30 protein-coding genes and 2 riboswitches are annotated in these 26805 nt (G+C 62.4%); of the genes, 21 read left to right on the top strand and 9 right to left on the bottom strand.

Going from position 1 to position 26805, the window contains the following annotated elements; genetic code table 11:
• Positions 1–73 precede the first annotated feature (73 nt).
• From AC1DWA_RS23470 to AC1DWA_RS23460, 3 genes are read left to right on the top strand one after another with little or no spacing between them, the layout of a single operon-like run.
• A complete protein-coding gene (locus AC1DWA_RS23470) occupies positions 74–499 on the top strand; it encodes an Rv0361 family membrane protein (RefSeq protein ID WP_019749485.1) in 426 nt (141 codons plus the stop codon).
• Between the two features lie 46 nt (positions 500–545).
• Complete coding sequence (locus tag AC1DWA_RS23465; protein ID WP_446696455.1) at positions 546–974, top strand: rhodanese-like domain-containing protein; 429 nt, start codon at positions 546–548, stop codon at positions 972–974.
• Complete coding sequence (locus AC1DWA_RS23460; protein WP_020968824.1) at positions 971–2194, top strand: O-succinylhomoserine sulfhydrylase; 1224 nt, start codon at positions 971–973, stop codon at positions 2192–2194. The genes AC1DWA_RS23465 and AC1DWA_RS23460 overlap by 4 nt, the downstream gene beginning before the upstream one ends.
• 43 nt (positions 2195–2237) lie before the next feature.
• On the opposite strand, the gene AC1DWA_RS23455 is transcribed toward AC1DWA_RS23460, so the two are convergent.
• The 8 genes from AC1DWA_RS23455 to AC1DWA_RS23420 form a co-directional block, all read right to left on the bottom strand.
• A complete protein-coding gene (locus tag AC1DWA_RS23455) occupies positions 2238–2834 on the bottom strand; it encodes an alternate-type signal peptide domain-containing protein (RefSeq protein WP_477845782.1) in 597 nt (198 codons plus the stop codon).
• Entirely contained in the window at positions 2834–4420 is a 1587-nt protein-coding gene (locus AC1DWA_RS23450) for a signal peptidase I (protein ID WP_477845783.1), read from the bottom strand. The genes AC1DWA_RS23455 and AC1DWA_RS23450 overlap by 1 nt, the downstream gene beginning before the upstream one ends.
• A 5-nt stretch (positions 4421–4425) precedes the next feature.
• Entirely contained in the window at positions 4426–5028 is a 603-nt protein-coding gene (locus tag AC1DWA_RS23445; RefSeq protein ID WP_020906664.1) for a SipW-dependent-type signal peptide-containing protein, read from the bottom strand.
• A complete protein-coding gene (locus AC1DWA_RS23440) occupies positions 5012–5656 on the bottom strand; it encodes a signal peptidase I (RefSeq protein ID WP_283567079.1) in 645 nt (214 codons plus the stop codon). Before AC1DWA_RS23440 ends, AC1DWA_RS23445 begins: the two co-directional genes overlap by 17 nt.
• Complete coding sequence (locus tag AC1DWA_RS23435; protein ID WP_283567078.1) at positions 5653–6219, bottom strand: hypothetical protein; 567 nt, start codon at positions 6217–6219, stop codon at positions 5653–5655. The genes AC1DWA_RS23440 and AC1DWA_RS23435 overlap by 4 nt, the downstream gene beginning before the upstream one ends.
• Before the next feature lie 4 nt (positions 6220–6223).
• Entirely contained in the window at positions 6224–6781 is a 558-nt protein-coding gene (locus tag AC1DWA_RS23430; RefSeq protein ID WP_020906667.1) for an alternate-type signal peptide domain-containing protein, read from the bottom strand.
• Positions 6782–7067: 286 nt separating this feature from the next.
• Positions 7068–7883: an HAD-IIA family hydrolase gene (locus AC1DWA_RS23425; protein ID WP_029254768.1), complete on the bottom strand. Its 816-nt coding sequence runs from the start codon at positions 7881–7883 to the stop codon at positions 7068–7070.
• A gap of 37 nt (positions 7884–7920) precedes the next feature.
• Positions 7921–8688, bottom strand: a complete 768-nt coding sequence (locus AC1DWA_RS23420) for a sulfite exporter TauE/SafE family protein (protein WP_003944404.1) — start codon at positions 8686–8688, stop codon at positions 7921–7923.
• A gap of 199 nt (positions 8689–8887) precedes the next feature.
• Positions 8888–8982: riboswitch (SAM riboswitch) on the top strand.
• Between the two features lie 191 nt (positions 8983–9173).
• Here AC1DWA_RS23420 and AC1DWA_RS23415 point away from each other — a divergent pair.
• The 15 genes from AC1DWA_RS23415 (at position 9174) to AC1DWA_RS23345 (ending at position 24129) form a co-directional block, all read left to right on the top strand.
• On the top strand, positions 9174–10148 hold the full coding sequence (locus tag AC1DWA_RS23415) for an amino acid ABC transporter permease (RefSeq protein WP_020906669.1): 975 nt from the start codon (positions 9174–9176) through the stop codon (positions 10146–10148).
• Positions 10145–10930, top strand: a complete 786-nt coding sequence (locus tag AC1DWA_RS23410; protein ID WP_020968833.1) for an amino acid ABC transporter ATP-binding protein — start codon at positions 10145–10147, stop codon at positions 10928–10930. Before AC1DWA_RS23415 ends, AC1DWA_RS23410 begins: the two co-directional genes overlap by 4 nt.
• Before the next feature lie 34 nt (positions 10931–10964).
• The gene (locus tag AC1DWA_RS23405; RefSeq protein WP_047888726.1) at positions 10965–11936 is read left to right on the top strand and encodes an ABC transporter substrate-binding protein; all 972 of its coding nucleotides are present in this window, start codon (positions 10965–10967) and stop codon (positions 11934–11936) included.
• A 10-nt stretch (positions 11937–11946) separates the two neighbouring features.
• Positions 11947–13056, top strand: coding sequence for an FAD-dependent oxidoreductase (locus AC1DWA_RS23400; RefSeq protein ID WP_477845784.1), 1110 nt, complete (start codon positions 11947–11949; stop codon positions 13054–13056).
• 8 nt (positions 13057–13064) lie between these two features.
• Positions 13065–13655, top strand: a complete 591-nt coding sequence (locus tag AC1DWA_RS23395; protein WP_019749497.1) for a GNAT family N-acetyltransferase — start codon at positions 13065–13067, stop codon at positions 13653–13655.
• A 17-nt stretch (positions 13656–13672) separates the two neighbouring features.
• Positions 13673–13767: riboswitch (SAM riboswitch) on the top strand.
• Positions 13761–13865, top strand: coding sequence for a putative leader peptide (locus tag AC1DWA_RS23390; RefSeq protein WP_019749498.1), 105 nt, complete (start codon positions 13761–13763; stop codon positions 13863–13865). Its footprint overlaps the riboswitch before it by 7 nt.
• A gap of 137 nt (positions 13866–14002) precedes the next feature.
• Positions 14003–15640 carry an ABC transporter substrate-binding protein gene (locus AC1DWA_RS23385; RefSeq protein WP_477845785.1) on the top strand — a complete coding sequence of 546 codons (1638 nt, stop codon included), beginning with the start codon at positions 14003–14005 and terminating at the stop codon, positions 15638–15640.
• 2 nt (positions 15641–15642) lie between these two features.
• Positions 15643–16641, top strand: coding sequence for an ABC transporter permease (locus AC1DWA_RS23380; RefSeq protein ID WP_070386603.1), 999 nt, complete (start codon positions 15643–15645; stop codon positions 16639–16641).
• Entirely contained in the window at positions 16634–17524 is an 891-nt protein-coding gene (locus AC1DWA_RS23375) for an ABC transporter permease (protein WP_070797248.1), read from the top strand. The genes AC1DWA_RS23380 and AC1DWA_RS23375 overlap by 8 nt, the downstream gene beginning before the upstream one ends.
• On the top strand, positions 17521–19143 hold the full coding sequence (locus AC1DWA_RS23370; RefSeq protein ID WP_070797249.1) for a dipeptide ABC transporter ATP-binding protein: 1623 nt from the start codon (positions 17521–17523) through the stop codon (positions 19141–19143). The genes AC1DWA_RS23375 and AC1DWA_RS23370 overlap by 4 nt, the downstream gene beginning before the upstream one ends.
• Positions 19130–20248 carry an LLM class flavin-dependent oxidoreductase gene (locus AC1DWA_RS23365; RefSeq protein ID WP_477845786.1) on the top strand — a complete coding sequence of 373 codons (1119 nt, stop codon included), beginning with the start codon at positions 19130–19132 and terminating at the stop codon, positions 20246–20248. The genes AC1DWA_RS23370 and AC1DWA_RS23365 overlap by 14 nt, the downstream gene beginning before the upstream one ends.
• Positions 20249–20272: 24 nt before the next feature.
• Positions 20273–21643, top strand: a complete 1371-nt coding sequence (locus tag AC1DWA_RS23360; protein ID WP_060939867.1) for an NtaA/DmoA family FMN-dependent monooxygenase — start codon at positions 20273–20275, stop codon at positions 21641–21643.
• Entirely contained in the window at positions 21640–22464 is an 825-nt protein-coding gene (locus AC1DWA_RS23355) for a DUF1684 domain-containing protein (RefSeq protein WP_099698624.1), read from the top strand. The genes AC1DWA_RS23360 and AC1DWA_RS23355 overlap by 4 nt, the downstream gene beginning before the upstream one ends.
• Positions 22461–23603: an LLM class flavin-dependent oxidoreductase gene (locus AC1DWA_RS23350; RefSeq protein ID WP_477845787.1), complete on the top strand. Its 1143-nt coding sequence runs from the start codon at positions 22461–22463 to the stop codon at positions 23601–23603. Before AC1DWA_RS23355 ends, AC1DWA_RS23350 begins: the two co-directional genes overlap by 4 nt.
• A 28-nt stretch (positions 23604–23631) precedes the next feature.
• The gene (locus AC1DWA_RS23345; RefSeq protein ID WP_257237362.1) at positions 23632–24129 is read left to right on the top strand and encodes a nucleoside deaminase; all 498 of its coding nucleotides are present in this window, start codon (positions 23632–23634) and stop codon (positions 24127–24129) included.
• A 30-nt stretch (positions 24130–24159) separates the two neighbouring features.
• Here AC1DWA_RS23345 and AC1DWA_RS23340 read toward each other — a convergent pair whose 3' ends face one another.
• On the bottom strand, positions 24160–25101 hold the full coding sequence (locus AC1DWA_RS23340; protein WP_020968843.1) for an alpha/beta hydrolase: 942 nt from the start codon (positions 25099–25101) through the stop codon (positions 24160–24162).
• A 115-nt stretch (positions 25102–25216) separates the two neighbouring features.
• Here AC1DWA_RS23340 and AC1DWA_RS23335 point away from each other — a divergent pair, with 115 nt between their 5' ends.
• The 3 genes from AC1DWA_RS23335 to AC1DWA_RS23325 are packed head-to-tail and all read left to right on the top strand — an operon-like array spanning position 25217 to position 26741.
• Positions 25217–25924, top strand: a complete 708-nt coding sequence (locus AC1DWA_RS23335; protein ID WP_477917105.1) for a hypothetical protein — start codon at positions 25217–25219, stop codon at positions 25922–25924.
• Positions 25924–26397 carry an RDD family protein gene (locus AC1DWA_RS23330; RefSeq protein ID WP_019749509.1) on the top strand — a complete coding sequence of 158 codons (474 nt, stop codon included), beginning with the start codon at positions 25924–25926 and terminating at the stop codon, positions 26395–26397. The genes AC1DWA_RS23335 and AC1DWA_RS23330 overlap by 1 nt, the downstream gene beginning before the upstream one ends.
• Positions 26394–26741 (top strand): YidH family protein, encoded by a 348-nt coding sequence (locus AC1DWA_RS23325; protein WP_019749510.1) that lies wholly within the window; start codon positions 26394–26396, stop codon positions 26739–26741. Before AC1DWA_RS23330 ends, AC1DWA_RS23325 begins: the two co-directional genes overlap by 4 nt.
• The last annotated feature ends 64 nt before the right edge of the window (positions 26742–26805 follow it).

Here is a 26805-nt window from a genome sequence, read left to right as displayed (position 1 = left end):
GTCTCGGGTATTCGGGGTAGGGGCCTGGTCCTTGACGGGCCACAATTTCAAGTTGTGGGGGAGTATTGGCGTTATGAGTGACGAGCTTCGCGAATCCGACAACATCGATGGCAAGAAGGCGTCTGCGGGGCCGTTCCTCTTGGCTGTTGCCATCGTCGCCTTGATTCTGGGTGGAATCTTCGTCGCGTCGTGGATCTCGCCGGCCGAGGAGAACGTCACCGAGTCGGACCGCGTGAGCCGCTCCGTCACCGACTACGTCGATGCCGAGAATCGAAATGACGCGGAGACGGTCAAGACCCTGACCTGCGCGAGCTTCAATTCGAGCACTGGTCCGATGGCCGGAGTCGACGGGACGGTCGAACTGAAGGGTGTGGACGGGGTCGTGGTCAACGGGGATCGCGCCAGGGCCGACGTGACGATCACCGGCGGCGGAGCGGGCGAGCGGGTCTCGACCTGGGCCCTGACCCGTGATGGCAACCGTTGGGTCGTCTGTAACTGACGGCCCGCTCAGGCGCTCACGGCAGTCTTGTGAAAACATGGACTACGTGAGTTACGCAGGCGATCTGACGCCGGAGCAAGCCTGGGAGCTGCTCCGCGAAAACCCCGACGCCGTGCTGGTCGACGTGCGGACCGATGCGGAGTGGAAGTACGTCGGTGTCCCCGATGTTTCCTCCCTCGGCAAGCAGGCCGCACTGATCGAATGGGTGAGCCACCCGACCGGCGCGCGCAATGACAACTTCGTCGACCAGTTGAAGGAAGCCGGCATCACCGCCGATTCCTCCGGGTCGGAGCGTCCGGTGATCTTCCTGTGTCGATCCGGACAACGTTCCATCGGTGCGGCGGAAGCTGCGACTGCGGCGGGCATCGGCCCGTCGTACAACGTGCTCGACGGGTTCGAAGGCGCATTGGGTGCCGACGGACATCGCGGACTTGTAGGTTGGCGGGCCACCGGCTTGCCATGGAGGCAGCAGTGAGCGGAATTCCCCAGGGTGGCGCATTTCAACGAGCGCTGCCGGACGACGTCGGTCTCGGCACTCTCGGTGTTCGCGGTGGACTGATGCGTACCGGGTTCGAGGAGACTTCCGAAGCGTTGTTCCTCAACTCCGGATTCGTCTACGAGAGTGCAGAAGCCGCCGAACAAGCCTTCACCGGCGAGGTGGATCATTTTGTCTACTCCCGCTACGGCAATCCGACGGTCAAGATGTTCGAAGAGCGTTTGCGTCTCATCGAAGGCGCAGAAGCGTGCTTTGCGACGGCCAGCGGAATGTCGGCAGTCTTCACGGCGTTGGGCGCACTGTTGGCCAACGGCGACCGATTGGTTGCCGCGCGCAGCCTCTTCGGATCCTGCTTCGTGGTGTGCAACGAGATCCTTCCGCGCTGGGGCGTCGAGGTTGTTTTCGTCGACGGTGAGGACAACGCGCAGTGGGAAGAGGCGCTGTCCGTGCCGACCACTGCCGTGTTCTTCGAGACGCCGTCCAACCCGATGCAGTCCCTCGTCGACGTTCGGCGGGTGTCGGAGCTTGCTCATGCTGCCGGTGCAAAGGTAGTGCTGGACAACGTCTTCGCGACGCCGCTTCTGCAGCGCAGCCTCGATCTGGGCGCCGACGTCGTGGTGTACTCCGGTACCAAGCACATCGACGGTCAAGGCCGCGTGCTCGGCGGCGCGATCCTCGGCACCGAGGAATACATCAGCGGTCCCGTCCGAGAACTGATGCGGCACACAGGTCCTGCGCTCAGCCCGTTCAATGCGTGGACTCTGCTCAAGGGTCTCGAAACCATGCCGGTCCGTATTCGGCATTCCGTGGCTTCGGCACTCGAGATCGCCGAATTCCTCGAAGGACACTCCGGCGTCAAGTGGGTCAAGTATCCGTACCTGACTTCGCACCCGCAGCACGAGCTCGCGAAGTCTCAGATGAGCGGCGGCGGAACTGTTGTCACGTTCGAGCTCAATGCGCCTGACGGGGAGGGCAAGAAGCGGGCGTTCGAGGTTCTCAACGGCCTGCGCGTCATTGACATCTCCAACAACTTGGGAGATTCCAAGTCGTTGATCACCCACCCCGCAACCACAACGCACCGGGCCATGGGTCCGGAAGGCCGTGCAGCAGTGGGTCTTACAGATGGCGTTGTGCGTTTGTCGGTGGGTCTGGAAGATACCGCCGATCTCTTGGCTGATCTGAAGCGAGCTCTCGGCTGAAACGCTAGAGCGCCTTGCCTCGAACTTCCGACGGCAAGGCGTTCTACGGTGCGGGCGTGAGACCCAGTTGTTTGACGTCGATCGTCAACGCGGTCGTATTCAGTGTGAGACCTGAGCTTGTCGTGTCGGCGGGGTAGATCGTGAACAGCACCTGCGCCGTCAGATTGGTGTTGTTCAACGCCGATGTGACCGGGATGAGGTTCGGCGTCGGTGACGTGCTGTCGTACAGAAGATTGTTGCTCTGATCCGTGACGTAAGTGCGGAGATCGACACTGGCGGTCGCGAGCCCGCCACTCAACTTGGTCTTGTCGACCGTCACATTGGCTCTCAACCGGGGACCGGTGGCCAAGACCTTCGAATCGCAGAAATACGTGTAGTTGAATCCGGGCTTGAGTCGGTAGGTAGTGATGTCCGGGATATATACGAGTGGATTCGGATTGGTGGGCGCGTTGACGTAGACCTGCGAATACCACCCCCCGCCGCTCGTGGTCACGCATGTTCCCAGATCCAGGGTCCCGGACTGGACAGCGGCGCTCGTCAGGGTCGTACTGTCCGTCCATTTCGCCAATGTGCCCGAGCCGCCGAGCAATACAGCTCCGGCCGCGGCGACTGCCATGGCGGCTTTCGTCGTCTTTTTCATCACGGSACCAGGGCCTTGATCTCGTCCGGAAGTTCGCTCGGGGCAGGAGATTCGGCCCAGACTCCCGCTGACGTGTCGATGACGGTGACGCCGCCAGTGGTGATCACATACAACTGATCGGTTCCGGTGAGCCAATGCAGTACAGCGTCGCTGTCAACGGGACCTCGATACACCTCAGTTCCTGATGAATTCGACACGGACACAACGGGTCCACTGGCAGTCGAGAGCTTCTGGGCGCTGAGACCGGTCGTGGTCACCGGGGCGTCGATGGGAACCTCGCTCGGGGTGGTCGCAGTTGTTGTGGGCGCCGTTGTCATGGTCGTTGTTGTTGTCGTTGTGGACGGAGTAGTTGTAGCCGGTGACGAGGTGGTTGTCGAAGGTGTAGTTGTGCTGGTGGACGTCGGGGCCTGCGAGGTTGTTGATGCGCTCGGAGTAGTCGTGGGTGAAGGTGTGGTCGAACTGACCGCTGCGGTGGAGGTGGTGGTCGTCGCACTCGGAGCTTGTGCAACCAGCGCCGAACGAGCGGCCGGAGCTGAGGCTGCCATGGTTCCGCTCGTGGGTCCGGATACACACGCCATGTCATTGAGGATGATGAGCAGTGTCGAACTGCTGATGCGGTACCCGGTGTATTCCGGTGTCACGTAAGTTCCAACGAGTCCGTGTAATTCGACGTCGTAGTTCGTGTTCGACAGGAGAATCCCGCCGCTCGGCAGATCGGACAACGTCAGGGTCGTCGAGAGGCCGGTCACGTCTCTGATCAGCGGAGGTTGGGTGGTGTTGGTTGCGTTTCGGACGATGATTCGAAATGTATCCGTGGCAACGCCAGGCCAAGCGAGCACGACGGAAGTTCCCTTGTCCGAGCAGGTCATTGACGCGGGAGGTTTCGGAAAGCTTGCAGCAGTGGTGAACGAAATGCTTCCCGCTGTCGCCATGCCCGTGAAGGCGGCCTGTGTTCCGCCGACGTTCGCAATGCCCGCCACGCTGAGACCGACCGTTGCCAATGCGACGATTGCCTTGAAGGCGTGGGAATCGCCGTGCGCGTCCTGACGATCCAGCCTGGGTTCCCCTTCATCCGGTCTTTTCCGTGGGCGAAATGCGATGTACAGCAGTCCTCCGACGGCAATCGCACCAAGCACAAGCCCACTCGGTCCGGACAGCCAGACGGCCACGTAGCCGAGGCGGTTGATGCTGAAGAAAACTCGATCCGCTTCGGTGATGACGTAAGGATCTGGGTCTGTGACGGGATTCGCGTCGCCGCGCAGCTGTGCAATTGCAAGATTGTTGCCTTGCTGCTCGATCGTCTCGACACGATGGGTGATTCGAACGCCTTGGTTGTCGTAGACACTGACGATGTCACCGACCTGAACTTCCGAAGCAGGCACGGTGCGCGCGAATGCCAGAGCACCGGTCTCGATCGTGGGAGACATCGATCCGCTCTTGAAGATCAGCGGAGTGATACCGAAAGCGAAGCCGGCAATGAACAATCCGATGGATGCCAGACCGGCGAGGGCACCGAGGGTGAGCAGAAGTTCGTGAATCCGACGTGGCGTCGAGGCTTTCGGTGAAATCTTCGTGTGTCGTGACACGGCGCTCACACCTTTGCCGAGAAGTTCAGGACGATGCTCGACGAGCTGCTCGTCGGTGGGGTCGGACTCGTCGGAAGCGTCACCGAGACACAAAGATTATCGGTTGCCCCGATAGCCAGAGAACGGTCGGGCGCACCGACCGCCTGATTTACGGTGAGGGTCAGGGGTAAGGACAACACCACATTGCTGCCATCTGTGCATTTGTTGGCCACAGTTCCGTTCAACGACACAGTCATCCGCAAGTAGGTCGTCAGCGCGCCGCCGCTGGTGGAAGTAATCGTGTATTTCAGAGGAAGATTCACGCCTGCCCCCACGTTGTTGACTTTGAGGATCGCGGAGTTCGAGTCGCCGGGAATCATCCCGGTTTTGCCGAGTTGGCTGAAGTTCAGTGTCGTGGTCAGCGTGGGTTGGGTTGTGGTGTTCAACTGCAGATTGATCGACCCGGTCGTGATGTTTCCCGAAGTCGCAGTCGCGGAAGACGTCCAGGCCGCGAGCGTGGTCACACCGCCGACGCCAAGCACCATCCCCAGTGCGAGCAGCGCGCGAAAACGCGTGCTGGTCAACAGGTGACGAATCCGGTGGGCCGGACGGTCAGGGCGCGAGGGCATCGTGCTGGCCTTTCTCGTTCTGGTCGGAGTTGGGGAGGTTGGAAGCTGAAGGGTCAGGAGCCAATCGTGCTCGAGCTCGCTCCTTCCGGCCGTCACGGATGCCGCTGATCATCATGTAGGCCGCGTACAGCAGTAGTGCCGTCACGACTATCACCACGATCACGGTGCGCTGCTCTCCGGTGAGCCAAGTGTTGACGTAGCCGAGATACGGAAGGCTGTACCAGACCTTTCCCCGGATCTGTACTGGCCGTACTTCTTTCTCGTCGCGTTCACCGTTCGCGTCGCCCTGGGTGATGAAAGTTCTTTCACCCTTCTGGTTTTCGCTCGTGGCAATGATCCGGTGTGTGACGACCGTCGGCTGACCGGATTCCAGCTGGTAGGTAATAGGCGTACCGATCCCCAGTTCGGACGGATCGACAGGCTTGACCACCACCAGTGATCCAGGGTCGTACGTCGGGCGCATCGAACCGGTCAGAATCGTGAAGCGCTGCGCTCCCGCGAAGAAGGGGACGACAATGGTTGCGACGATGACTGCCGAAATTGCCAGCAGCAGTGTCCAGCTGACAATCGAGGTGACCCACCACAGAGGACCGGTACGTTCACCGCGTTTGGTCGAGTATTTCGTCATGCCGCCCCTGCCTGGAACGTGAAGGTGGCGTTGGTCGTCTGACCGGAAACCGCACCAACAACCACCGTGAGCCGCATACACAGGATGTAGGTGCCACCGGCTGCGAGCGGAGTCGGCATGTACGCGGGGGAAACCGGGTACTGCAGCGATGCATTCATCGATCCGGACGTCACTGGGGTCACTGCCGGAGCCGCGGTGTTGACGCCGGCCGGGCAGGCGCCTTCGTTGGCGACTCCGTACGTGGTCAACGTGAATCCCGGAAGTGCGCTCGTCGACTGCATTCGCCACTGCAGAGGATCAGACCCCGAATTCTTGACGGTGAGCGGAGCTTGCACCGTGTTTCCCGGGACCACAGGCGTCGTGGCCGTCGTCAAATTCGCCAGGGTGTACGCCGCACTGGTTCCGGCCGATGTACCAACGGTGAGGTTGACGCTGGCAGCGGTTGCGGTCCCACCACTCGCGCTCGCCGAATCGGACCACAGCGCGAGCGACTGCTGTGACGATGCGAACACCGCTACAGCAGCCACCGCGACTGCGATCGCTCCCCAGACCTTTTTCCTCATGAAATTACGGAGCCGGAGTCAGCGCTGTCTGAGTGACGACCAGCTTCATCGCCGCCAAGTTCAGCGACTGATTCTGCGCGACCTGGTTGGCCACCTCGGTGAAGTTCAGACGGACTCCGACGTGCACGATCGTGCCGTTCTGTACCTTGGTGATCTGTGAAATCGGGTTGCCACCAGCGTCCTTGATGGTCGTAACCGGCTGTACAGCGGCGGCAAGTTCGGCGCTGTTGGCACCTGGAACGATGCCGGCCGTATCAGCGGTCAGAACAGCCGCGAGACGATCGCCCACTGCGGTCACTGTGACGTCGCAGGTGTATTCGATGCTCTCGGTGGTGACGATGCGGTAAGCCGAGATGTTGGTGATCGCGGTCTTCGTCGGATTGAGGGAGTTCCAACCGCCGCCGACCGGTGCGCAGGCGCTCAGGTCGAGTGCACCGGAAGTGACGGGTCCGCCGCCACTGACGTCGGCCGAGTCGCTCCACACAGCGAGCGAGCCCGCACCGCCGAGGAGGAGGGCGCCGGCCGCCGCAGCAGCGATCGCGCCCTTGGTCTGCTTCTTCATGAAAATCTCATTTCATGTCTGGGACCCGAAATGGGTCGTTCAGACATGAGTATCAGCCACGGCAAACGATTCGTTACTACTTTTTCTCAAATTTCTTTTTGGACTGCGATCCACCTATTGTCGGGGTGTATTCGCCTCTGACCTGCGAATAACTATCAGTACGCAATCTTCCTTCGAAAGAAACCGCTTGTTTGTCCAGCTGGACAAAGTGGACGAGTCGGATCCTGGCAAATCTAGTGTTTTTTACCAGTTAATTACCGACTCGCGGTTTTGTTTTGCAATTGAATCAATTGTTTGCGGTGCTACGGAATGGATCGGTTGTCATTCCTACAAGATCGGCGACCGACTCGAGAACGACTGTGGGTCGGTACGGGAAGAGCTCCACCGACGCGCGGGTCGAGATCCCGGTCATCACCAGAATCGTCTGCAGTCCGGCTTCGAGGCCACAGACGATGTCGGTGTCCATCCGGTCGCCGATCATCAATGTGTTGGCCGAATGAGCGCCGATGGACCGCAGGGCAGAGCGCATCATCAAGGCGTTGGGCTTGCCGACGTAGTAGGGATCGCGTCCGGTTGCCTTGGTGATGAGAGCGGCGACCGAGCCGGTGGCCGGCAGCGAGCCGTCACGCGACGGCCCAGTGGCGTCGGGGTTGGTGGCGATGAACCGCGAACCACGCTCGACCAGGCGAATGGCGGTCGTGATCGCCTCGAACGAGTACGTGCGCGTCTCGCCGAGTACGACGTAGTCGGGGTCACTGTCCGTCAGGACGTAACCGATGTCGTGCAGGGCAGTGGTCAGGCCCGATTCGCCGACCACGTAGGCGCTGCCGCCTGGCCGCTGGTTGGCCAGGAACGTCGCGGTAGCGAGCGCTGACGTCCAGATCGACTTCTCCGGGATGTCGAGTCCCGAATTAAGCAGGCGTGCTCGCAGGTCACGCGGGGTTCGGATGGAGTTGTTGGTGAGCACCATGTACGGGATGTCGTTCGACGCCAGCTCTGCCAGGAACGTGTCCGCTCCAGGTATCAAGTGCTCCTCGTGGACGAGAACCCCGTCCATGTCCATGAGGTAGGTCCAACCGGTCTGATCTTCTGTACTGGTCATGACTCCAGTATGTGCGGGTGCCGCCCGATGTGGGCGATCAAGCGAGAAGGCGCCACAGCCCGATCAGGCCGACGACGACAATCGTGTAGCGCAATGCAGTGGGGGACAGGCGCCGTCCGTAGCGGGCGCCCAGGACGCCACCGCCGAGCGAGCCGACAGCGATCAAACCGGCTGCTGCCCAATTGATCTGATCGAACGCCAGAGTGATGTACATCCCCGCTGCAACGATGTTGACGAGCAGTGAGAGCAGGTTCTTCGCGCCGTTCATGCGTTGGAGGGTTTCAGGGAGGATGGCACCCATCACACCGATGAGAAGGATGCCCTGCGCGGCAGTGAAGTATCCGCCGTAGATGCCGACCGCAAAGGTGCCGGCGGTCAGGAGCATCAGCCTCTTGGTGGACAGCGTCGTTTCTTCGGTTGAACGCTTCTTGGCCCACGCCTGGATGCGTGGTTGGAGGAGGACGAGCGCGAGGGCGAGGACCAACAGCACCGGAACGATGGTTTCGAACAGTTTCTCGGGTAGATGCATGAGCAACCAGGAACCGAGTAGTGCCCCGGCGAGTGACGCCGGAATCTGCCACTTCAGTCGATCCCACTGTCCGGACAGCTCGCGTCGGTAGCCCCAGGTGCCGGAAACTCCGCCGGCGACGAGCCCGACCGCGTTGGACATGGTCGCGGTCACGGGCGGCATGCCGAAGGCGACCAGCGTCGGGAACGTGATCAGCGTTCCACTGCCGACCACGGCGTTGATCGCGCCCGCACCGATGCCGGCCAGCAATATGAAGAAAGCGTCGAGTCCACTCACTCCGCAGACGGTACGGCAGAGGAAAAGTCGGTCCAGACGGCGGTCCCGGTCTTCGTTCGAACACTCCATTGAACACGTCAAACGCGGCTTCGGACACCGTTGGAATCAGTGCGATTTCAACCTGGTTGATCTTTCATTTCCCTTGCAGTGCAGGGAAATACAACATTTGACGACTAGACATTTCGGGTCTAGTCTTTGCTCACCATCCAGAGCGACCGAGAGACCTGGCTCGTCGACGTCGCAGCAACCCCCCGAGTGATCGGGAGCGGGTGCTACCGCCAGGACCGATGGAAGGCATCACATGGGTTCCACTTCGCACGCTCCGCACAGGCGCCGCCATATCGATCTGTGCCGCACCGCTTCGTGTCACTGTCGCTGACCGAACCGTCGTCTTCGCAACTCGAGCTCACCAACTCGAGACCACAGCTGCGTTCCCATTCCCCGAAAGGTCTATTCGTCATGTCCACTCCGTCAGGTAGCGCGCCGTGAGCGCGCCCACCGATGTCCGCCCCGAAAAGTCGGTGTCCGAGCCGCAACTTCCGGACTCGGAGCTTGTCGTTGCTCGCACCTGGCACCCGCTGCGCTGGGTGATCAGTGCGGTCGTGCTGGTACTGCTTGCTCAGTTCATCCACGGACTCGTCGTCAACCCCGGCTGGGACTGGCCGACCTTCGCGCAGTACTTCACCGCGAAATCAGTGCTCGCCGCGCTGTGGATGACGATCAAACTGACGCTGTGGGGGACGATCCTCGGATTCGGTCTCGGTGTTTTCCTGGCACTCGGTCGGTTGTCGAAAAACCCGGTCCTGCAGGTGATCGCTTGGACCTACATCTGGGCCTTCCGCTCGATTCCACTCATCGTGCAGCTGCTCTTCTGGTTCAACATCACATACCTGTACCAGACGCTTTCTCTCGGAATACCTTTCGGGCCCGAGTTCTTCACCTTCCAGGTCAGCGGTGTGATCGGCGGATTCACCGCGGCGGTCATCGGTTTGGCGCTGCACCAGGCTGCATACTCGGCCGAGATCATCCGCTCCGGAATCATTTCGGTGGATCACGGCCAGATCGAAGCTGCTCACTCGCTCGGTATTCCGCGCAGTCGCCAGTTCTTCAAGATCGTTCTCCCGCAGGCAATGCGAGCGATTCTCCCCAACGCCGCCAACGAGGTCATCGGACTCTTCAAGGGAACGTCGATCGTCTCCACCATGGCAATCGCCGAACTGTTCTACCAGGTGCAGGTCATCTTCGGCCGCAACGGACGAGTCGTGCCCCTGCTGATGGTCGCCACGATCTGGTACATCATCCTCACGACGTTGCTCTCGATCGGTCAGTACTACGTGGAGCGCCACTATGCACGAGGATCCGCCCGTGCGCTTCCGTTGACTCCGGTACAGAAGGCGCGCAAGAAGTTCGAAGAGATTCGCGATGCGCGTCTCGATATTCCGAGAGGTGCGACCCGATGACCGCAGAACTGGCCGAAGAGACGGTGTATGCCGTCGAAGCGCGCGGAATTCACAAGTCGTTCGGCACGCTGGAAGTACTTGCCGGCGTTGATCTCCTGGTCCGCAAGGGCGAAGTGACCGTCATTCTCGGTCCGTCTGGTTCCGGTAAGTCCACCTTGCTGCGCACCCTCAATCACCTCGAGAAGGTCGACCGCGGGACCGTGCGGATCGACGGAGAACTGATCGGGTACCGGCGCAAGGGAAACCGGCTCCACGAACTGCGTGACCGCGAGATCCTGAAACAGCGTTCGCACATCGGATTCGTGTTCCAGAACTTCAACCTGTTTCCGCACCTGACCGCGCTGGAAAACGTGGTGGAAGCGCCGCTCTCGGCCCAGAAGCGTGATCGTGACGAGGTGTACCGCGAGGCCCGCGCACTGCTCGAGCGAGTGGGAGTGGGGGACAAGGCGGACGAGTATCCCCGCCAACTCTCCGGTGGCCAGCAACAGCGCGTCGCGATAGCGCGAGCGCTGGCACTGCGGCCGGCGGTCATTCTCTTCGACGAGCCGACGTCGGCGCTCGACCCGGAACTGGTCGGCGAGGTTCTCGAAGTCCTCGCTCAGTTGGCCCGTGACGGCGCCACCTTGGTGATCGTCACACACGAGGTCGGATTTGCTCGGGAAGTGGCGGACACTGCGGTCTTCATGGACGGCGGCGTCATCGTCGAACAGGGCCCACCTTCGCAGGTGATCGACAATCCGGTCCACGAACGGACCAAAGCTTTTCTCTCCCGCGTCCTCTGACGCGACCCAGACTCATTCCCGGAAGGAAAAATTGATGTTCTCCCCATCCCGTCGCGCAACTTTTCTGATCTCGGCTCTTGCCACAGTCGGACTGCTCAGCGCTGCGTGCAGCAGCGCGGACGCGGAGTCCGACGGCGCCCAGGTCACCGCTGCTGCGGGTTACAACCTCACTGCCGATCAGAACCGCATCACCACCGACAAAGTCGATTCCATTGCCGCCGAGCTACCTCAGGACATTCGCGACCGTGGCACGCTGCGCGTCACCGGTAGTGCCGGTGCCGCTCCGCCGCTCCGCTTCTACGCCGACGACGACACCACTCTCATCGGTTCCGAGACCGACTTCGCCTACCTGATCGGTGATGTTCTCGGTTTGAAGGTCGACCTGCAGACCGCAGACTGGGCACAGAACTTCGTCCGCATCGATTCCGGCGAGGCTGATGCATTCCTGTCCAATGTGACTGTGACGGAAGAGCGTAAAGAGAAGTACGACTTCGCCACCTACCGACTCGACACCCTGGCCTTCGAAGCCAAGAAGGGCTCCGGGATCTCCATCAAGGAACCCAAGGATGTCGCAGGCAAGAAGATCGCGGTAGGTTCCGGTACCAATCAGGAAGCGCTGCTGGTCAAATGGAGTGAGCAGAACGTCGCGGCCGGCCTGGCCCCCACCGACATCTCCTACTACCAGAACACCACCGACTACTACCTGCCGCTGCAGTCCGGCCGGATCGACGCCTACTTCGGACCGAACCCGTCGTCGCAGTTCCATGCCAAGCAGTCGGGTGAAACCGAAGTTGTCGGTGAGTTCTCCGGTGCAGGCGACACGCTGCAAGGCCAGATCGCGGTTCTGGTGAAGAAGGACAACGGGTTGATCAAGGCAATCAACGACGCGATCAACCACACGATCGAGAACGGCACGTACCAGCAGATCCTCGAGCGCTGGAACATCACGAATGAAGCCGTCGACACGTCCCTGATCAACCCGCCCGGCCTTCCGAAGACCAAGTGAGCTCTCGTCCATGAGTGAGATTCTCGATGCGATCGTCATCGGTGGAGGACTCGTCGGGTCCTCCACCGCCTGGCGGCTCGCGGCGCGCGGACGTAGCGTCGTTCAGCTGGAACAGTTCGGGCCGGGGCACAAGCACGGTGCGTCGCACGGTACTTCGCGCATCTACCGTCAGGCGTACGACAATCACCTGTACACCGGGTTGGCGGCCGACGCGCTGCCGCTGTGGCGGGAGTTGGAGACCACGACGGACATCGGGTTCCTGGAACTCACCGGTGCCGTTGATCACGGCCTGCCGCAGGCAGTGCAGTCCAAGGCGAAGATACTTCTCGAGGCGGGCATCAAGGGCGAGATCCTCACCCCTGCCGAGGCGTCCGCCCGTTGGCCGGGGCTGCGATTCGACACCACGGTGCTCCATCATCCCGATGCAGGCCGGTTGCACGCGGACCGCGCCGTGACCGCTCTGAAGGCGGGAGCGGTGTTTGCCGGCGCCGAGGTCCGTCACGACGTTCGGGTGTTGGCACTCGCGCGGGCGTCCTACGGCGTGGACGTGGTGACGGACAGTGGAACGCTCGCAGCTCGTCAGGTAGTGATCGCGGCCGGTGCGTGGACTGCGGATCTGATCGAAGACAGCGGTCTCGGATCCGAGATCGTACTGCCGACACTGCGCACGACACAGGAACAACCGGCACACTTCGCACCGCTCGATCCCGGAGTCGAGTGGCCGAGTTTCGTTCACCACACCGGCGCAGAATTGGAGACCGCGGGGATCTACGGGCTTGGTTCCGAGGACGGGATCAAGATCGGCGAACACGCGACCGGGCCGGTGGTGACTCCGCAGACCCGTGACTACACCCCTGGTGTCGACGGAGAGCAGCGATTGGTGGAGTACGCCGAGTCGTGGTTGCCCGGTGTCGATTCCACCCGTGTCGAGTCGCTCACCTGCCTGTACACGAGCACGCCGGACAGTAACTTCGTCATCGACCGAGTCGGAGCCGTCACGGTGGCGGCGGGGTTCTCGGGGCATGGGTTCAAGTTCGGTCCGGCCTTGGGTGAACTTGTGGCGGACCTCGTCGACGGAACCACCCTCGCTCCGGAAGTTTTCAGGCTGGGGGAGCGTTGACCAGATTCATGGAGGAAAGTGTTGTGGCACTGGAGCTCGGAACTCGACAGCTCGAGGGTGTCGGAGCGGTAGAGGTCTATTCGGTATCGCAGGACGATCCCTTGGCAGCTCCACTGATCGCGGAGTTGGCACTCGAATACAGTTCGCGTTACGGCGGGACTCGCGAAGCGATGCTCGAGGATCTCACGACGTATCCGGCAGAAGAATTTGCCTATCCGCAGGGTGCGCTTCTGGTGCTCACCCACGACGGTCTGCCGATCGCCGGTGGTGCGTTTCGTCAATTCGATTCCACCACTGCCGAACTGAAGAGAATCTGGACATCGGTCGACTATCGGAAGCGCGGCCTCGGCAAGGCCGTCGTTCGCGAGTTGGAACGAGAGATCGAACTTCGTGGATACAACCGGGTGTTTCTCACGACGGGTCCTCGGCAACCCGAGGCCGTCGCGCTGTATCTGTCCAGTGGATACACACCGCTTTACGACGCGTCACTCTCGCCCGAAGAGGTGGGCATCCACCCGTTCGAGAAACAACTTCGGGTCCTCGAAAATGTGACTCGAGCAGCAATTCCTACCGACCGGGTTGACAACACCCGAGTTTAACCTCGTACACTTGCGAACGACCATCCAGAGCGACCGAGAGACCTGGCTCATTGAAGTCGCAGCAACCCCCCGAGTGATCGGGTGCGGGTGCTACCGCCAGGACCGATGGAGGAACACGAAATGAAGGCAGTCGAAGGCGGTTTCGATACCGCCTGGTCGCGTCGTCACGTAGACCTGTGCCGCACCGCGGGATCTTTCTGTACCAACTGACCTCGGTCAGTCATTCACACTCAGGCGAGTCGTCGACAAGTCTGTTTTCTCTTCTCTCACAAGTGATTCGTGCTCGATCGCCTTTCTCGTCTCAGGCGACGGGTGCGCTCTTCGGCATGCCTCTTTAGGAGTTCTTGGTGTCTTCGCCCTCATTCGGTGCCCGCAAACGCGCGACCGTAATCGCCGGTATCGGTGCTGTCTCGGTTCTCGGCACCGTCCTCGCCGGCTGCAGCAGCGGGAGTGACAGTGCTGCCGACGCAGGCCCCGCCCAGTCCGGCGGAACCCTTCGCTACGGTCTGTCGCAGGCGCCGACGTGTGCCGATCCGGCCCAGGCCGGCAGTAACCAGACCGTGTATGTCACTCGGACCGTGGTGGATTCGCTGACCGATCAAAATCCCGACTCCGGAGAGATCACCCCGTGGCTCGCCAAGAGCTGGGAGATCAGCCCCGACGCCGCTAGCTTCACGTTCGTCCTTCGCGACGACGCCACCTTCAGTGACGGCACCCCGGTGACGGCGGATTCGGTGAAGAAGACCTTCGACTCGGTCAAGAATCTCGGACCGAACGCGTCGTTGGCGAAGAGTTACCTGTCCTCGTACACCGGTACCGACGTCGTAGATGCTCACACGGCGAAGATCAATTTCTCCGGACCCAATGTTCAGTTCCTGCAGGCAACTTCGACGCCACAGCTCGGAATCCTCGCCGATTCCACCACCGCGCTGGCATCCGAGCAGCGCTGCCCCGGTGCAGCGGTGATCGCCTCCGGACCGTTCGTGTACACCGACTGGCAGCAGGACAAGAGCGTCAAGATCGCCAAGCGTGCGGGATACAACTGGGCGTCGGACGCGGTCGCGCATCAGGGTGAGGCCTACCTCGACGGCGTCGACTTCACGGTGGTCCCCGAATCTGGTGTGCGGGCAGGCAGCGTGGCCTCCGGCCAGCTCGATGCGGTCAGCGATGCGCTTCCGCAGGATGCGCCGCAGATCGAGGGCGCAGGCGGACGAATCCTCACAAGGCCGAACCCGGGTGTGAGCTTCTTCTTCCAGCCAAACGTCAGTCGCGGCGTTCTCGCCGATCAGGCTGTTCGCCAGGCCATCATTCCCGCGATCAACCGCCAAGAACTCGTCGACACCGTTCTGGATCCGTCGTTCTTCCCGGCCACGAGCCCGTTGGCTCACACCACTCCGCTCTACAGCGACGAATCGAGTGTCGTGACGTACGACGCCGACAAGTCGGCGAAGCTTCTCGACGCGGCTGGTTGGAAGGCCGGCAGCGACGGTATCCGCGAGAAGGACGGGCAGAAGCTCACTTTCAGCGTCACCTTCAGTCCGGTGTTCTCGGGTAACCAGGCCATCCTCGAGCTCGTACAGCAGCAGCTCAAGAAGGTCGGCGTCGACTTGCAGCTCAACCTGGTCTCGAACGGTGAATGGACCGAGAAGGGAGTATCGGGTGATTACGATTCGCTGTATTACAACAGCACTCGCGCGGACGCCGACATCCTGCGGGCATCGTTCAGCACCGAGGGCCGCAACCTGAACCGTCGCGGCGCAGATCCGGAGCTCGACAAGGTACTCACAGACCAGCTTGCAGCCACGGACAACGGCCAACGCGGCGAACTGGTATCCACTGCACAGGAATTGATCCTCGACCGTGGACTCTCCATCCCCACCATCGAGCTCTCACAGGCCATCGGCGCCGGATCGAGTGTGCAGGACCTGAACTTCGAAGCCTCCTCACGCCTGCAGTTCTACGACGCATGGTTGTCGGGTAAGTAATCATGACTCGATACGTACTCACCCGACTGGGTCAGGCCGCAGTGGTCCTGTGGGCCGCCTTCACCATCTCGTTCGTGATTCTGTTCCTCCTGCCGAGTGATCCCGTCAGCATGGCTGCCGACTCGTCCGGTCAGGGTGTCGCAGTGGATCAGGCTGCGCTCGATCAGCTTCGGGCGCGGTACGGCTTGGACCAGTCGGTGTGGGTGCAGTACTGGACGTCGCTGACGAATGCTCTTCGCGGCGATTTCGGTACATCGATCTCCACCGGTCAGCCGGTGACGGATGCCATCTTCTCGGCGCTGCCCAGCACTCTGGTGCTGGCAACCACCGCTTTGGTTCTGGCCGTGTTGTTCGGAGTGGCGATCGCGTTCTTCGCTACCTACACCCGCAAGCGGTGGCTCGCGAACCTGTTGTTCTCTTTGCCGCCGCTGGGTGTGGCAGTGCCTACTTTCTGGGTGGGCCTGATTCTTCTGCAACTCTTCTCGTTCCGCCTGCACATCTTCCCGGCATTCGGAGACAAGGGATTCGCAACGGTGATTCTTCCGGCGATCACCTTGGCGATCCCGACCGGCGCGGTGATCGCGCAGGTGCTCACGACCAGCCTGCAGTCGACGCTACGTTCGCCGCATGTGGAGACTGCGTACGCCAAGGGCGCAAGCCGTTGGCGCGTGCAGACCCGTCACGCGTTGCGACTGGCGAGCATTCCGGCATTCACCATTGCCGGTGTGCTGGTCGGCACGCTGCTCGCCGGCTCGGTGGTTGTGGAAACGGTGTTCTCTCGCGCGGGCGTCGGCCGTCTGACACAGACGTCGGTGATGGCGCAGGACATCCCGGTGGTGCAGGGAGTCGTTGTGTTCGCCTCTCTCGTGTTCGTGCTCGTCAACCTCGCGGTCGACCTCTTCTACCCCTTGATAGATCCACGGATCATCCAGACGAAGAAGAGTCACACCGAAAAGTCGAATACCGAAAGCTCGACCGATCTGGAGCCGGCTCATGTCTGACACATTGATCGAACCCCTACTCCTCGATCCGAGCGTCGAGGCGAAGACACCTGTTGTTTCGCGCCGAAAGTCCACGGCCATCGGCTGGATCCGAAAGCCCGGCTTGGTGATTCCGGTGTTGATCGTGTTGCTTGCCATCGGCTTTGCCGTCGCACCCGGATTTTTCGCCAGCGGCGATCCGTTGTCCGGTGTCCCGGCGGACAAACTGCAGGGCCCGAGCCTGGCTCACTGGTTCGGAACCGACAATCTCGGACGTGACCTGTACACACGGTTCGTGCACGGCGCCGCGCTGTCCCTGACCGCAACCTTGGTGGCGGTCGGAATCGCATTGGTGGCGGGATCGATAATCGGTTTGCTCGCGGGCTTTGTCGGTGGCGTCGTCGACGCCGTGCTGATGCGCATCGTCGACGTGCTGCTGTCCATTCCGGCACTGCTGCTCTCGTTGGCCCTTGTCACCGCACTCGGCTTCGGCACCATCAACGTCGCCATCGCGGTCGGCGTCAGTATGGTCGCCAATTTCGCGCGAGTGATGCGTGCCGAAGTGATGCGGGTGCGCGGAGCTCAGTACGTCGAGGCTGCGTTCAGTTCAGGTGTGCAGTGGCTCGGTGTCCTGCGTCGGCACGTGCTTCCCAACTCCTACGCGCCGGTGGTCGCGCTGTCCGCTGTCGAGTTCGGGCAGGCAGTACTAGCCGTGTCGGCTCTGAGCTTCTTGGGATTCGGCGCCGTTCCGCCTACCCCGGAATGGGGATCGCTGGTATCCGAGGGACGCAATTTCCTCGCCAATGCCTGGTGGATGACAACACTTCCCGGTCTCGCGATTGTCGCCGTGGTCATCTCGGCACACCGTATCGGCCACGAGATCGAAAGGAACAACCGGCGATGAGCACGACTGAGGACCAGTTGCTTTCCGTCACCGACTTACAGATCGCCTACGGCGCCGAACCCGCGGTATCCGGCGTGAGCTTCTCCGTCGGTCGGGGCGAAGTAGTTGCGGTGGTCGGGGAATCGGGTTCCGGTAAGTCGACCACGGCACACGCGATATTGGGTCTGCTCGCCGGCAGTGGCCACGTCACCGGCGGGACCGTCGAGTTCGAGGGTGAACAGATCGACTCGTATTCCGACCGTGCGTGGCAGCGAATCCGCGGCGCGCGTATCGGTTTGGTGCCGCAGGATCCGACGACCTCGCTCAACCCGGTGACGAGGATCGGCGACCAGGTTGCAGAAGTCCTCCGGATCCACGGCCTCGCAGACCGTCGCAAAGCCCGGTTGGACGCCGTCGAGGTGCTCGAGCGCGCGGGTATCGACCGGCCGGAAATCCGAGCGCGCCAATACCCGCACGAGCTCTCCGGCGGTATGCGGCAACGCGTTCTGATCGGTATCGCGCTCGTCGCGAACCCCGCCCTCATCATCGCCGACGAGCCGACCAGCGCTCTGGACGTCACGGTTCAACGACGCATCCTCGACCACTTGGACGAGCGAATCGCCGAATCCGGTGCCGCCGTGCTCCTGATCACGCACGACCTGGGTGTGGCCGCAGACCGCGCGGACCGGATCCTGGTGATGCAGGGCGGCAGGATCGTCGAATCCGGCCGCACCGCAGATATTCTGGACAACCCGCGACACGAGTACACGAAGAAGCTGCTCGACTCGGCTCCGAGCCTGTCCTCGGGACCGGTCGATCGGCCGGTCCGTCAGGATACGAGCCCGCTGCTGACGTTGACCGGAATCACCAAGCGTTTCAACGTCGGACGCGGGAGTTCGATCACCGCGGTGAACGAGGTATCGCTGACTGTTCCGCGTGGTCAGACGGTGTCGTTGGTGGGGGAGTCCGGCTCCGGCAAGTCGACCACGGCGCGCATCGCCGTGCGGTTGGAGCAGGCAGATGCCGGCACCATCTCCTTCGACGGACACGACATCACGAAGGTCAAGGGCAGCGATCTGCGCGAGCTGCGCCGAAAGATCCAGCTCGTGTACCAGAACCCCTATGCATCACTCGACCCGAAATTGTCCGTCCAGGACATCGTTGCGGAGCCGCTGCGGGCCTTCAAGGTTGGTGGACGCAGCCAGCAACAGAGTCGTGCAGCAGAGTTGCTCGATCAGGTTGCACTTCCCGAGCAGTTCCTGAGCCGCAAACCGGCCGAACTCTCGGGCGGCCAGCGTCAACGGGTGGCGATCGCTCGTGCGCTTGCGTTGAAGCCGGACCTGCTCGTTCTCGACGAACCTGTGTCCGCTCTCGACGTCTCGGTGCAAGCGCAGATTCTGGCGCTACTCGACGAGTTGCAGCGCGAACTGGGCCTGACCTATCTCTTCATCTCCCACGATCTTGCGGTTGTTCGCCAGATCAGCGACGTCGTCGGCGTCATGCAGGCCGGGCGATTGCTCGAAATCGGCACTACCACCGAGATTTTCGACAATCCCCGAAACGAGTACACACGCACACTTCTCGACGCGATCCCCGGGCGGGATCATTCGACACGAAAGGCCGAACATGTCCGAGCGTAGTTCCGGAGCATTCCTGGTCGGCCTCGAATTCGAGGGAACCGGAGCTCATCCGTACTCCTGGCGACGCGAGGATTCGCGCGCCGAAGATCTGTTCACGCCCTCGTACTGGGTGGACCTGGTGACCGCCGCGGATCGGGGTGGGGTGGATCTGGCGTTCCTCCCTGACTCGTTCGGACTGCAATCCGAGGGCCAGCACGCAGTGCGGGGCAGATTGGAGGCGGTTGCAACTGCGGCGCGGCTGAGTGCTGTGACCTCGCGTATCGGCCTGATCCCCACTGCGACAGTCACGCACACCGAGCCGTTCCACATCTCCAAGGCCGTCGCGAGTATCGACTACTCCTCAGCGGGGCGGGCCGGCTGGCAGGTCGCGGTGTCCGACACCGCTGAGCAGGCGTCGTTGTTCGGCCGAAAGGCAGTGCAGGGCCCCGAGCCCGCGTGGGAGGAAGCGTCCGAGGCTGTCGAGGTGGTCAGTCGGCTGTGGGACAGCTGGGAGGACGACGCCGAGATACGGGACGCTGCGAGCGGACGATTCATCGATCGAGACAAGCTGCACTACATCGACTTCGAGGGAAAGAACTTTTCCGTCAAGGGGCCGTCCATCACGCCGCGCTCCCCGCAGGGGCAGCCGCTGATCGCCGTCGACGCGAGCAGGCCGGAGGCACGCGAGCTCGCTGTTGCGCGCGGAGATCTGATTCGGATCTCGGCAACCGACCTCGGCGAGGCCAACGCCACGGCCAAGTTGGTCCACGCGAATGCCGCTGCCCTCGGGCGCAGCGTCAGGGTTCTCCTCGACGTCGACGTGCTTCTCGGCGCTGATCGCGGAGCCGCCGACGACGCTCTGGCCGAACTCGAGGAATGGGCGGGAGCGCCGTACGCCCCGCACTCGCTGTTCTATCGCGGTGACAGCGCCGGCCTGACTGTCCTCCTTCGCGAGATCGGTGGGCTGGCCGGGGTCGACGGTGTTGTCCTGCGTCCCTTGGCTTTGGCTGCCGCAGTGGAGAAGATCGCGGCGGACGTGGTGCCGACTCTCAATCCGCGACCGACTACCGGCCCGACGCTGCGCGAGCGGTTGGGTTTCGAGTTGCCCGTCAATCAGTTCGCGTAACGCGAGCAAAGAACAGGAACACCGATGACACAGAACAGGATTCGCAAGCAAGTTCACCTGGGTGCTCACTTCCCCGGCGTGAACAACACCACGGTGTGGACCGATCCGGCGTCCAAGAGCCAGATCGAGTTCAGCTCGTTCGAGCATCTCGCCCGCAGTGCCGAACGCGGATTGTTCGACTTCTTCTTCCTCGCAGAGGGTTTGCGCCTGCGCGAGCATCAGGGCAAGATTCACGACCTCGACGTGGTCGGTCGCCCGGATACGTTCAGTATTCTCAACGCGGTTGCCGGTGTGACAACGCATCTCGGTCTGGCCGGGACGATCAACACCACGTTCAACGAGCCGTACGAGTTGGCCAAGCAGTTCTCGACGCTTGATCATCTCTCCGACGGCCGCGCCGCGTGGAATCTGGTCACCTCTTCGGATGCCTTTACCGGTGAGAACTTTCGCCGCGGTGGGTATCTGGAGCATTCCGAGCGGTACGCACGCGCAAACGAGTTGGTCGACGCAGTACGGACGCTGTGGGACAGTTGGAGCATCGATCGTCCGATCGTCGACCGTGAGCGCGGCGTTTTTGCCACCGACCAGCAGGTCGGTCAGTTCCAACACTCCGGTAAGCAGTTCGACATCACCGGACGCTTCGAAGTACCTCGGAGTCCCCAAGGACACCCAGTCCTGCTGCAGGCAGGTGACTCTGACGAAGGACGCGAGTTCGGCGCCGCCAAGGCAGACGCCATCTTCACCGGGCACGGAACGCTCGAAGCAGGCAAGACGTTCTACGCCGACGTAAAGGGACGCTTGGCCAAGTACGGACGCACGCACGCAGACCTCAAGATTCTCCCCGCCGCCACCTTCGTGCTCGGTGACAACGCCGCGGACGCACAGGAGAAGGCGTATCACATCCGGCGGCAGCAGGTCGGACCCCAGACTGCCATCGCTTTTCTCGAACAAGTCTGGGGCAGAGACCTTTCCCAGTACGACGCCGACGGCCCGTTGCCGAAGGAAGATCCGTCGGACGACGTCAACATCACCCGCGGACGCGTCCGCCACGTCAAGGATCCGCGAGCGGTCGCAGATCAGTGGCGCGCCAAGGCCGAGGCCGAAAACCTCAGCATCCGTGAACTCATCATCGAAGTAACTGCCCGCCAACAGTTCGTGGGTAGTGCAGCGGAGGTGGCTGCCGAGATCGACACCTACGTCCAGGGCGACGCGAGCGACGGATTCATCCTCGTTCCCCACATCACCCCCGCGGGCCTCGACGAGTTCATCGACACCGTCGTACCAGAACTACAGGACCGCGGCAGTTTCCGGACCGAATACTCAGGAACCACCCTGCGCAGCCATCTCGGGCTGCGCCACCCGTACGAGCAGGCTGAAGGAGTCCGCGCATCATGACCGTTACCGACACTTCCACCAGCACCTTCACCGGCGAGTGGAATGCTTGGCATGCCTCGCGCGACGCCACCTTCAGCGAACCGCTCGGCTGGCTGAGCCTGACTGCGTTGCATTGGCTGGTTGACACCGATTCCACCTTCACGGACCTGCCCGGTGCGTGGCGCGCCGACGCGAATGCCGTTGTCGTCACCGCGACGCCGGCCGACGACCTCTCGATCGACGGCGTCGCAGTGGACGGTTCAGTCACTCTGAATCCGATCGAGGGTGCGCCGGGACTGATCGTCAAGCAGGGCGCGCGGTTGGTCGAGGTCATCCGCCGCACCGGCGAGGTGGCTCTGCGGATCCACGATTCGTCGGCCCCGACATTGGCGCAGTTCAGTGGTATCCCGACCTTCGAGCCGAACCCGCAGTGGCGCATCGAGGGTGTCTTCACAGCTTTCGAGGAGGCTCGCACGGTGACGACAGGTGCGGTCGTCGAGCGCCTCGAGCATCATCACGACGCCCGCGGAACCATCAGCTTCGAACACGACGGAGAAACCCGGACTCTGATTGCGTTCGCGGGCAAGGACAACGGCTTTCAAATCCTGTTCACCGACGCGACCAGTGGTGTGTCCACCTACCCGGCCGCACGCTCGCTGCACGTGAGTGCACCGGAGCCCGGTGGCGCGGTAGTCCTCGATTTCAATCGGGCGTCGAACCTGCCCTGCGCCTTCACCGATTACGCGACGTGCCCCGTCGCCCCCGCCGAGAATCGTTTGCCGTTCGCGGTGGAAGCCGGCGAGAAGACACCGAATACCCGCGACGGAAGCGCACCGAGGTGAGCGCGCCGCTGTCCGTACTCGACCTCTCGCCGATCAGTGAGGGTGAAACGGCCCGCCAGGCCTTGCGGAACTCGCTGGACCTCGCTCGTTCTGCCGAAGCGTGGGGATACAAGAGGTACTGGGTCGCCGAACACCACTTCGTCGGCGTAGCCAGCTCGTCACCGGCCGTTCTGGTCGGACTGATTGCGGCCGCGACCAACACCATTCGCGTCGGCTCGGCCGCAGTGCTGCTGGGCAACAACACGGCAGCTCAGGTGGTCGAGGCCTTCGGTACCGTCGAAGCGTTGTATCCGGGTCGTATCGATCTCGGTATCGGGCGCAGCGGGCAGCGTCGGGTGGAGGCACTTCGTGCCGTCGCTGCCGGAACGCCTGCCCCGGCAGAATCGAAGCGGGAGACCGTCGTACGCGACGGCGTCGTGATCCCGGCGCCCTTCGATCCAACCGGTCTTCTCACGTCACCGAGATTGCAGGCGTCGTTCGAGGCATTGGCGTTTCCGGGCGCGCAGGCGCCGGATTTCGAGCAGCAGGTCGACGACATACTCTCGCTCCTGAACGGCACCCACCGCACCCGCGACGGCATCGACTTGCACGCCAGTCCCGGCGAGGACGCCGACGTCGAATTGTGGGTGTTCGGAAGCAGCGCAGGCCCCAGTGCCGAACTCGCCGGACGACTCGGATTGCCGTTCGGCGCGAATTACCATGTGGCGCCCTCGAGTACGCTCGATGCCGTCGAGGCATACCGAGCAGCATTCCGACCGTCGGCAGTTCTGTCGGAGCCGTACGTGGTCGTGTCCGCGGATGTTGTTGCTGCGGAAGACGATGCGACGGCGAGGGAGTTGGCGTCGACCTTCGCGCACTGGACGCACAGCATTCGCAGCGGACACGGCGCCATCCCGTACCCCGATCCGGCCACAGCGCTCCCACTTTCCGATGCCGACAAAGCAGTAGTGGAGGATCGGCTGATCACGCAGTTCGTCGGTTCACCCACCACCGTCGCCGACAGGCTCGACAGTTTGCAGAAGCTCACTGGAGCGGACGAATTGGTGATAACCGGGGTGACCCATCGGCACGAGGATCGCCTGCGCTCGTACGAGCTGCTTGCCAAGGAATGGGGACTACCCGCACTACTGGCAGCATGAGCTTGCCTTTGTCCATTAGTGTCGAGTGATGTTTTCGCCCCGAGATGCGCTTTCGCTTGCTCTTGACGTAGCGCGTGAGGGCATGGAACTCGGGGAGATGCCGATCGGCGCAGTCGTGTTCGACGACGACCGTGTGCTCGGGCGGGCGTATACGCAAGAACGGGCACTCGGCCGACGGGTAGTCCATGCGGACCTTCAAGCGCTCTTGCAGGCCGACGAGGCTCTCGGGTTCACTCGAGCGTCAGGAGAATTGACATTGGCGGTCAATCTCGAACCATGCCTGATGTGCATGGGTGCCGCGATCACACTCGGTGTGACCCGGGTGTGGTTCGCTCTCGAATCCCCGAACGACGGTGCAAGGGAACTCGTGGAGCTTTGGGCGCCGCCTGAGGAGCTTCCGTTTTTCCGTAAACCGCGTGAAGTGCTCGGCGGAATTCGCCGTGACGAATCGCGAAGGTTGTTCGCTGAATACGCCACTGGCACCGGCCCCGCCGGGATGCGGGACTGGGCGCGCAGTCTCACCTGACGCCATGGCTTGAAAGGCGGGCCGTGAGGCTCACGCCCCGATCGCGCCCGCGATCATCGGCCACGACGCACGCATGTCGGCTTCGAAGAGTCCCCAGGTGTGGGTGCCTTCAGGTCGGAAGCTGAACGTCGCGGGGATGCCGAGCTGACCGAATCGACCCTGTAGGGCAGCGGTGCACATGTTGGTGATGCCTTCGAGCACAGCGCCGGGAACGACTCCGGCAGCCATCGCCAGTGAGTTGATTCCGTCCACCGGACCGGGAAGGCCGTTGCCGGTGGAGATGAACAGCGCTGTGCCGCGCAGTTTCTCGGCATTGATCAGCGGGTCGTGCGCTGCCCACTGCGGGCTACCCCACGGCCCCCACATGTTGGCCGCGTTTCCTCCGCCGAGTATCTCGACCATCGAGCGCACCGCTGCCTGGCCGAGCGGGTCGCCGGCGCGCGGGCAGCCGCTGTACGAGCCGACGGCGCGGTAGGTGCCAGGCGACTGGATCGCGAGGTCCAGAACCGGTCCACCGGCCATCGACACGCCGCCGAGTGCGTTGACGCCGGTCGTGTTGTATCGAGCGTTGACCGCTGCCGGTAGTTCCTTGGTGAGGTAGGTCTGCCATTTGTTGCGGCCGAGCACCGGATCGTCGGCGTTCCAGTCGGTGTACATGCTGAACTTGCCGCCGACCGGCATGACCACGTTGACGTGCTTGTCGTCGAAGAAGTCACGAACTCCGGTGTTGTTGAACCAAGAGATCCCGTCCTCACCGCCGCCGACGCCGGTCAACAGGTAGAAGGTCGGGGCGGGGCCACCGCCGGCCGGGGAAATCACGTCGTTGGCGATCCAGCGGTCCATGGAGGGGGAGTAGACATCGATGCGGCTGACCACTGAATCCGCGCTCGCGGTCGGCGTGCTGAGGCCGAGAAAGCCGGCAGCCATGGCCACCGCCATCGTCAAGCGGGCCGTGAATCGACGTGCCTTCATTATTTCCCCCTGGCGCAAGCCGGACAGCGTATTTGTGCCTACCAACAGTGGCACAATGCGAAGGAGAGTGACGAATGTCCGGATAACAGTCCGGTAAGAAGATGGAGACAATTGCGTGGGATCGCAGTCGCATCACCCCGAATCCGACGTGATTCGGCTGGCCTTCGGGCTGGCCGCGATCACGGCTGGTGCGGCGCGCAGAACCGCTGGTCTCRCCATTGATTCGGTGCAGCGGATCCCCGTTGTCGGTGACGCACTCGACGACGCGATCACCCAGGTCGCCACCCGCGGCACGRAAGCGATTCGCTCGACAGCGGAATTTGCCGATTCCACGTTGAGAACGGTGATCAAAGCTGTCGTCGACGCTGCTCTTGCCGAAGTCGACATCACGAAGATCGTCGTGGACCACGTGGACATCGACAAGATCGCCGAGAACATCGACGTGGACAAGATTGCCGAACGGGTCTCGCTCGAACCGATCATCGATCGCGTCGACGTCGATGCGATCGCAAGCCGACTCGACGTCAAAGCAGTGATCGATCGCCTCGACCTCGACGGCATCGTCGACAGCGTCGACCTCGAGCGCCAGATCGACCGCGTCGACCTCCTCAAGATCGCCGACCAGGTCATCGAGGGTGTCGACCTCCCACAGATGATTCGTGAATCGACCGGTTCACTCTCCACCGAAGCCGTGCACGGGGCGCGCGTGCAGGGGATGCAGGCGGACGACGCTGTCGCCGGGTTCGTCGGACGATTGTTCGGCCGCGACAACGCACCACCCTCACACGAGCCGCATCCGGACACGAACGCAGGTGAACGCTAGTGGCCCAGGAGAATTCCGGCCCGGCCGGAATCGTCACCCGTGGCCTCGCCGGACTGATCGACCTGGGCGTCGTGCTGATCCTGATGGGTTCCGTGTACGTGGCCTTGGCCTTTGTTCGATTGCTCTTCTCGCCGCAGAGTTTCACGTTCTCGGAACCGGGAATCTTCCTGTCCACGACGGCATTTCTCGGCGTCTCGGTGGCCTACCTGACTGCCTGCTGGGCGACCACCGGCCGAACTGTCGGTTCCCTCGTGATGGGGTTGCGGGTGATCACGTCGGGTCACCGGTTGGTCCGTTGGCCGCTCGCCTTCATCCGTGCGGTGCTCTGTGTGCTCTTCGCCTTCGGATTGCTGTGGTCGGCGGTCGATCGACGGCGACGATCGTTGCAGGACATCGTTCTGCGCACCGAGGTCGTCTACGACTGGCGTCAGGACCCGGATCTGGTGGCACCCCACGGAGGCGAGCACGCATGAGTGAACCGAACCGCCCGGACGAGCGATTCACCCTTGCCAGCGAGCGCACCTTCCTCGCGTGGATGCGTAGCTCGCTTGCCCTGCTGGCGGGCGGCATCGCCGTCGTCCAGTTGGTCCCCGAGTGGAGTACAGGGTGGGTTCGCACGGCGCTCGGTCTGACGTTGATCGCACTCTCGGCAGCAGCCGCCCTCGTCGGTATGCGACGCTGGCTACAGGTGAAGAAGGCGCTCGAGGACGGAGCGGCGATGCCGGAACCGCATGCGCTGTGGCTGTTCGCACTGGCATTGGCCGGGGTTGCCGTCGCGGCCGGCGTGGCAACGGTGGTTACCAGCCTCGCTCGTTGAGATACCTCGCTGAGATACGCAGAGAAGTCCGAGCGGTGTCTGGATAGTCTGCAAAGTACGAGAA

The organism is Rhodococcus sp. P4_F3_2, from assembly GCF_056401335.1.
The sequence above is the reverse complement of the archived record's forward strand: the minus strand, read 5'-3'. Positions and strand labels throughout refer to the sequence as shown.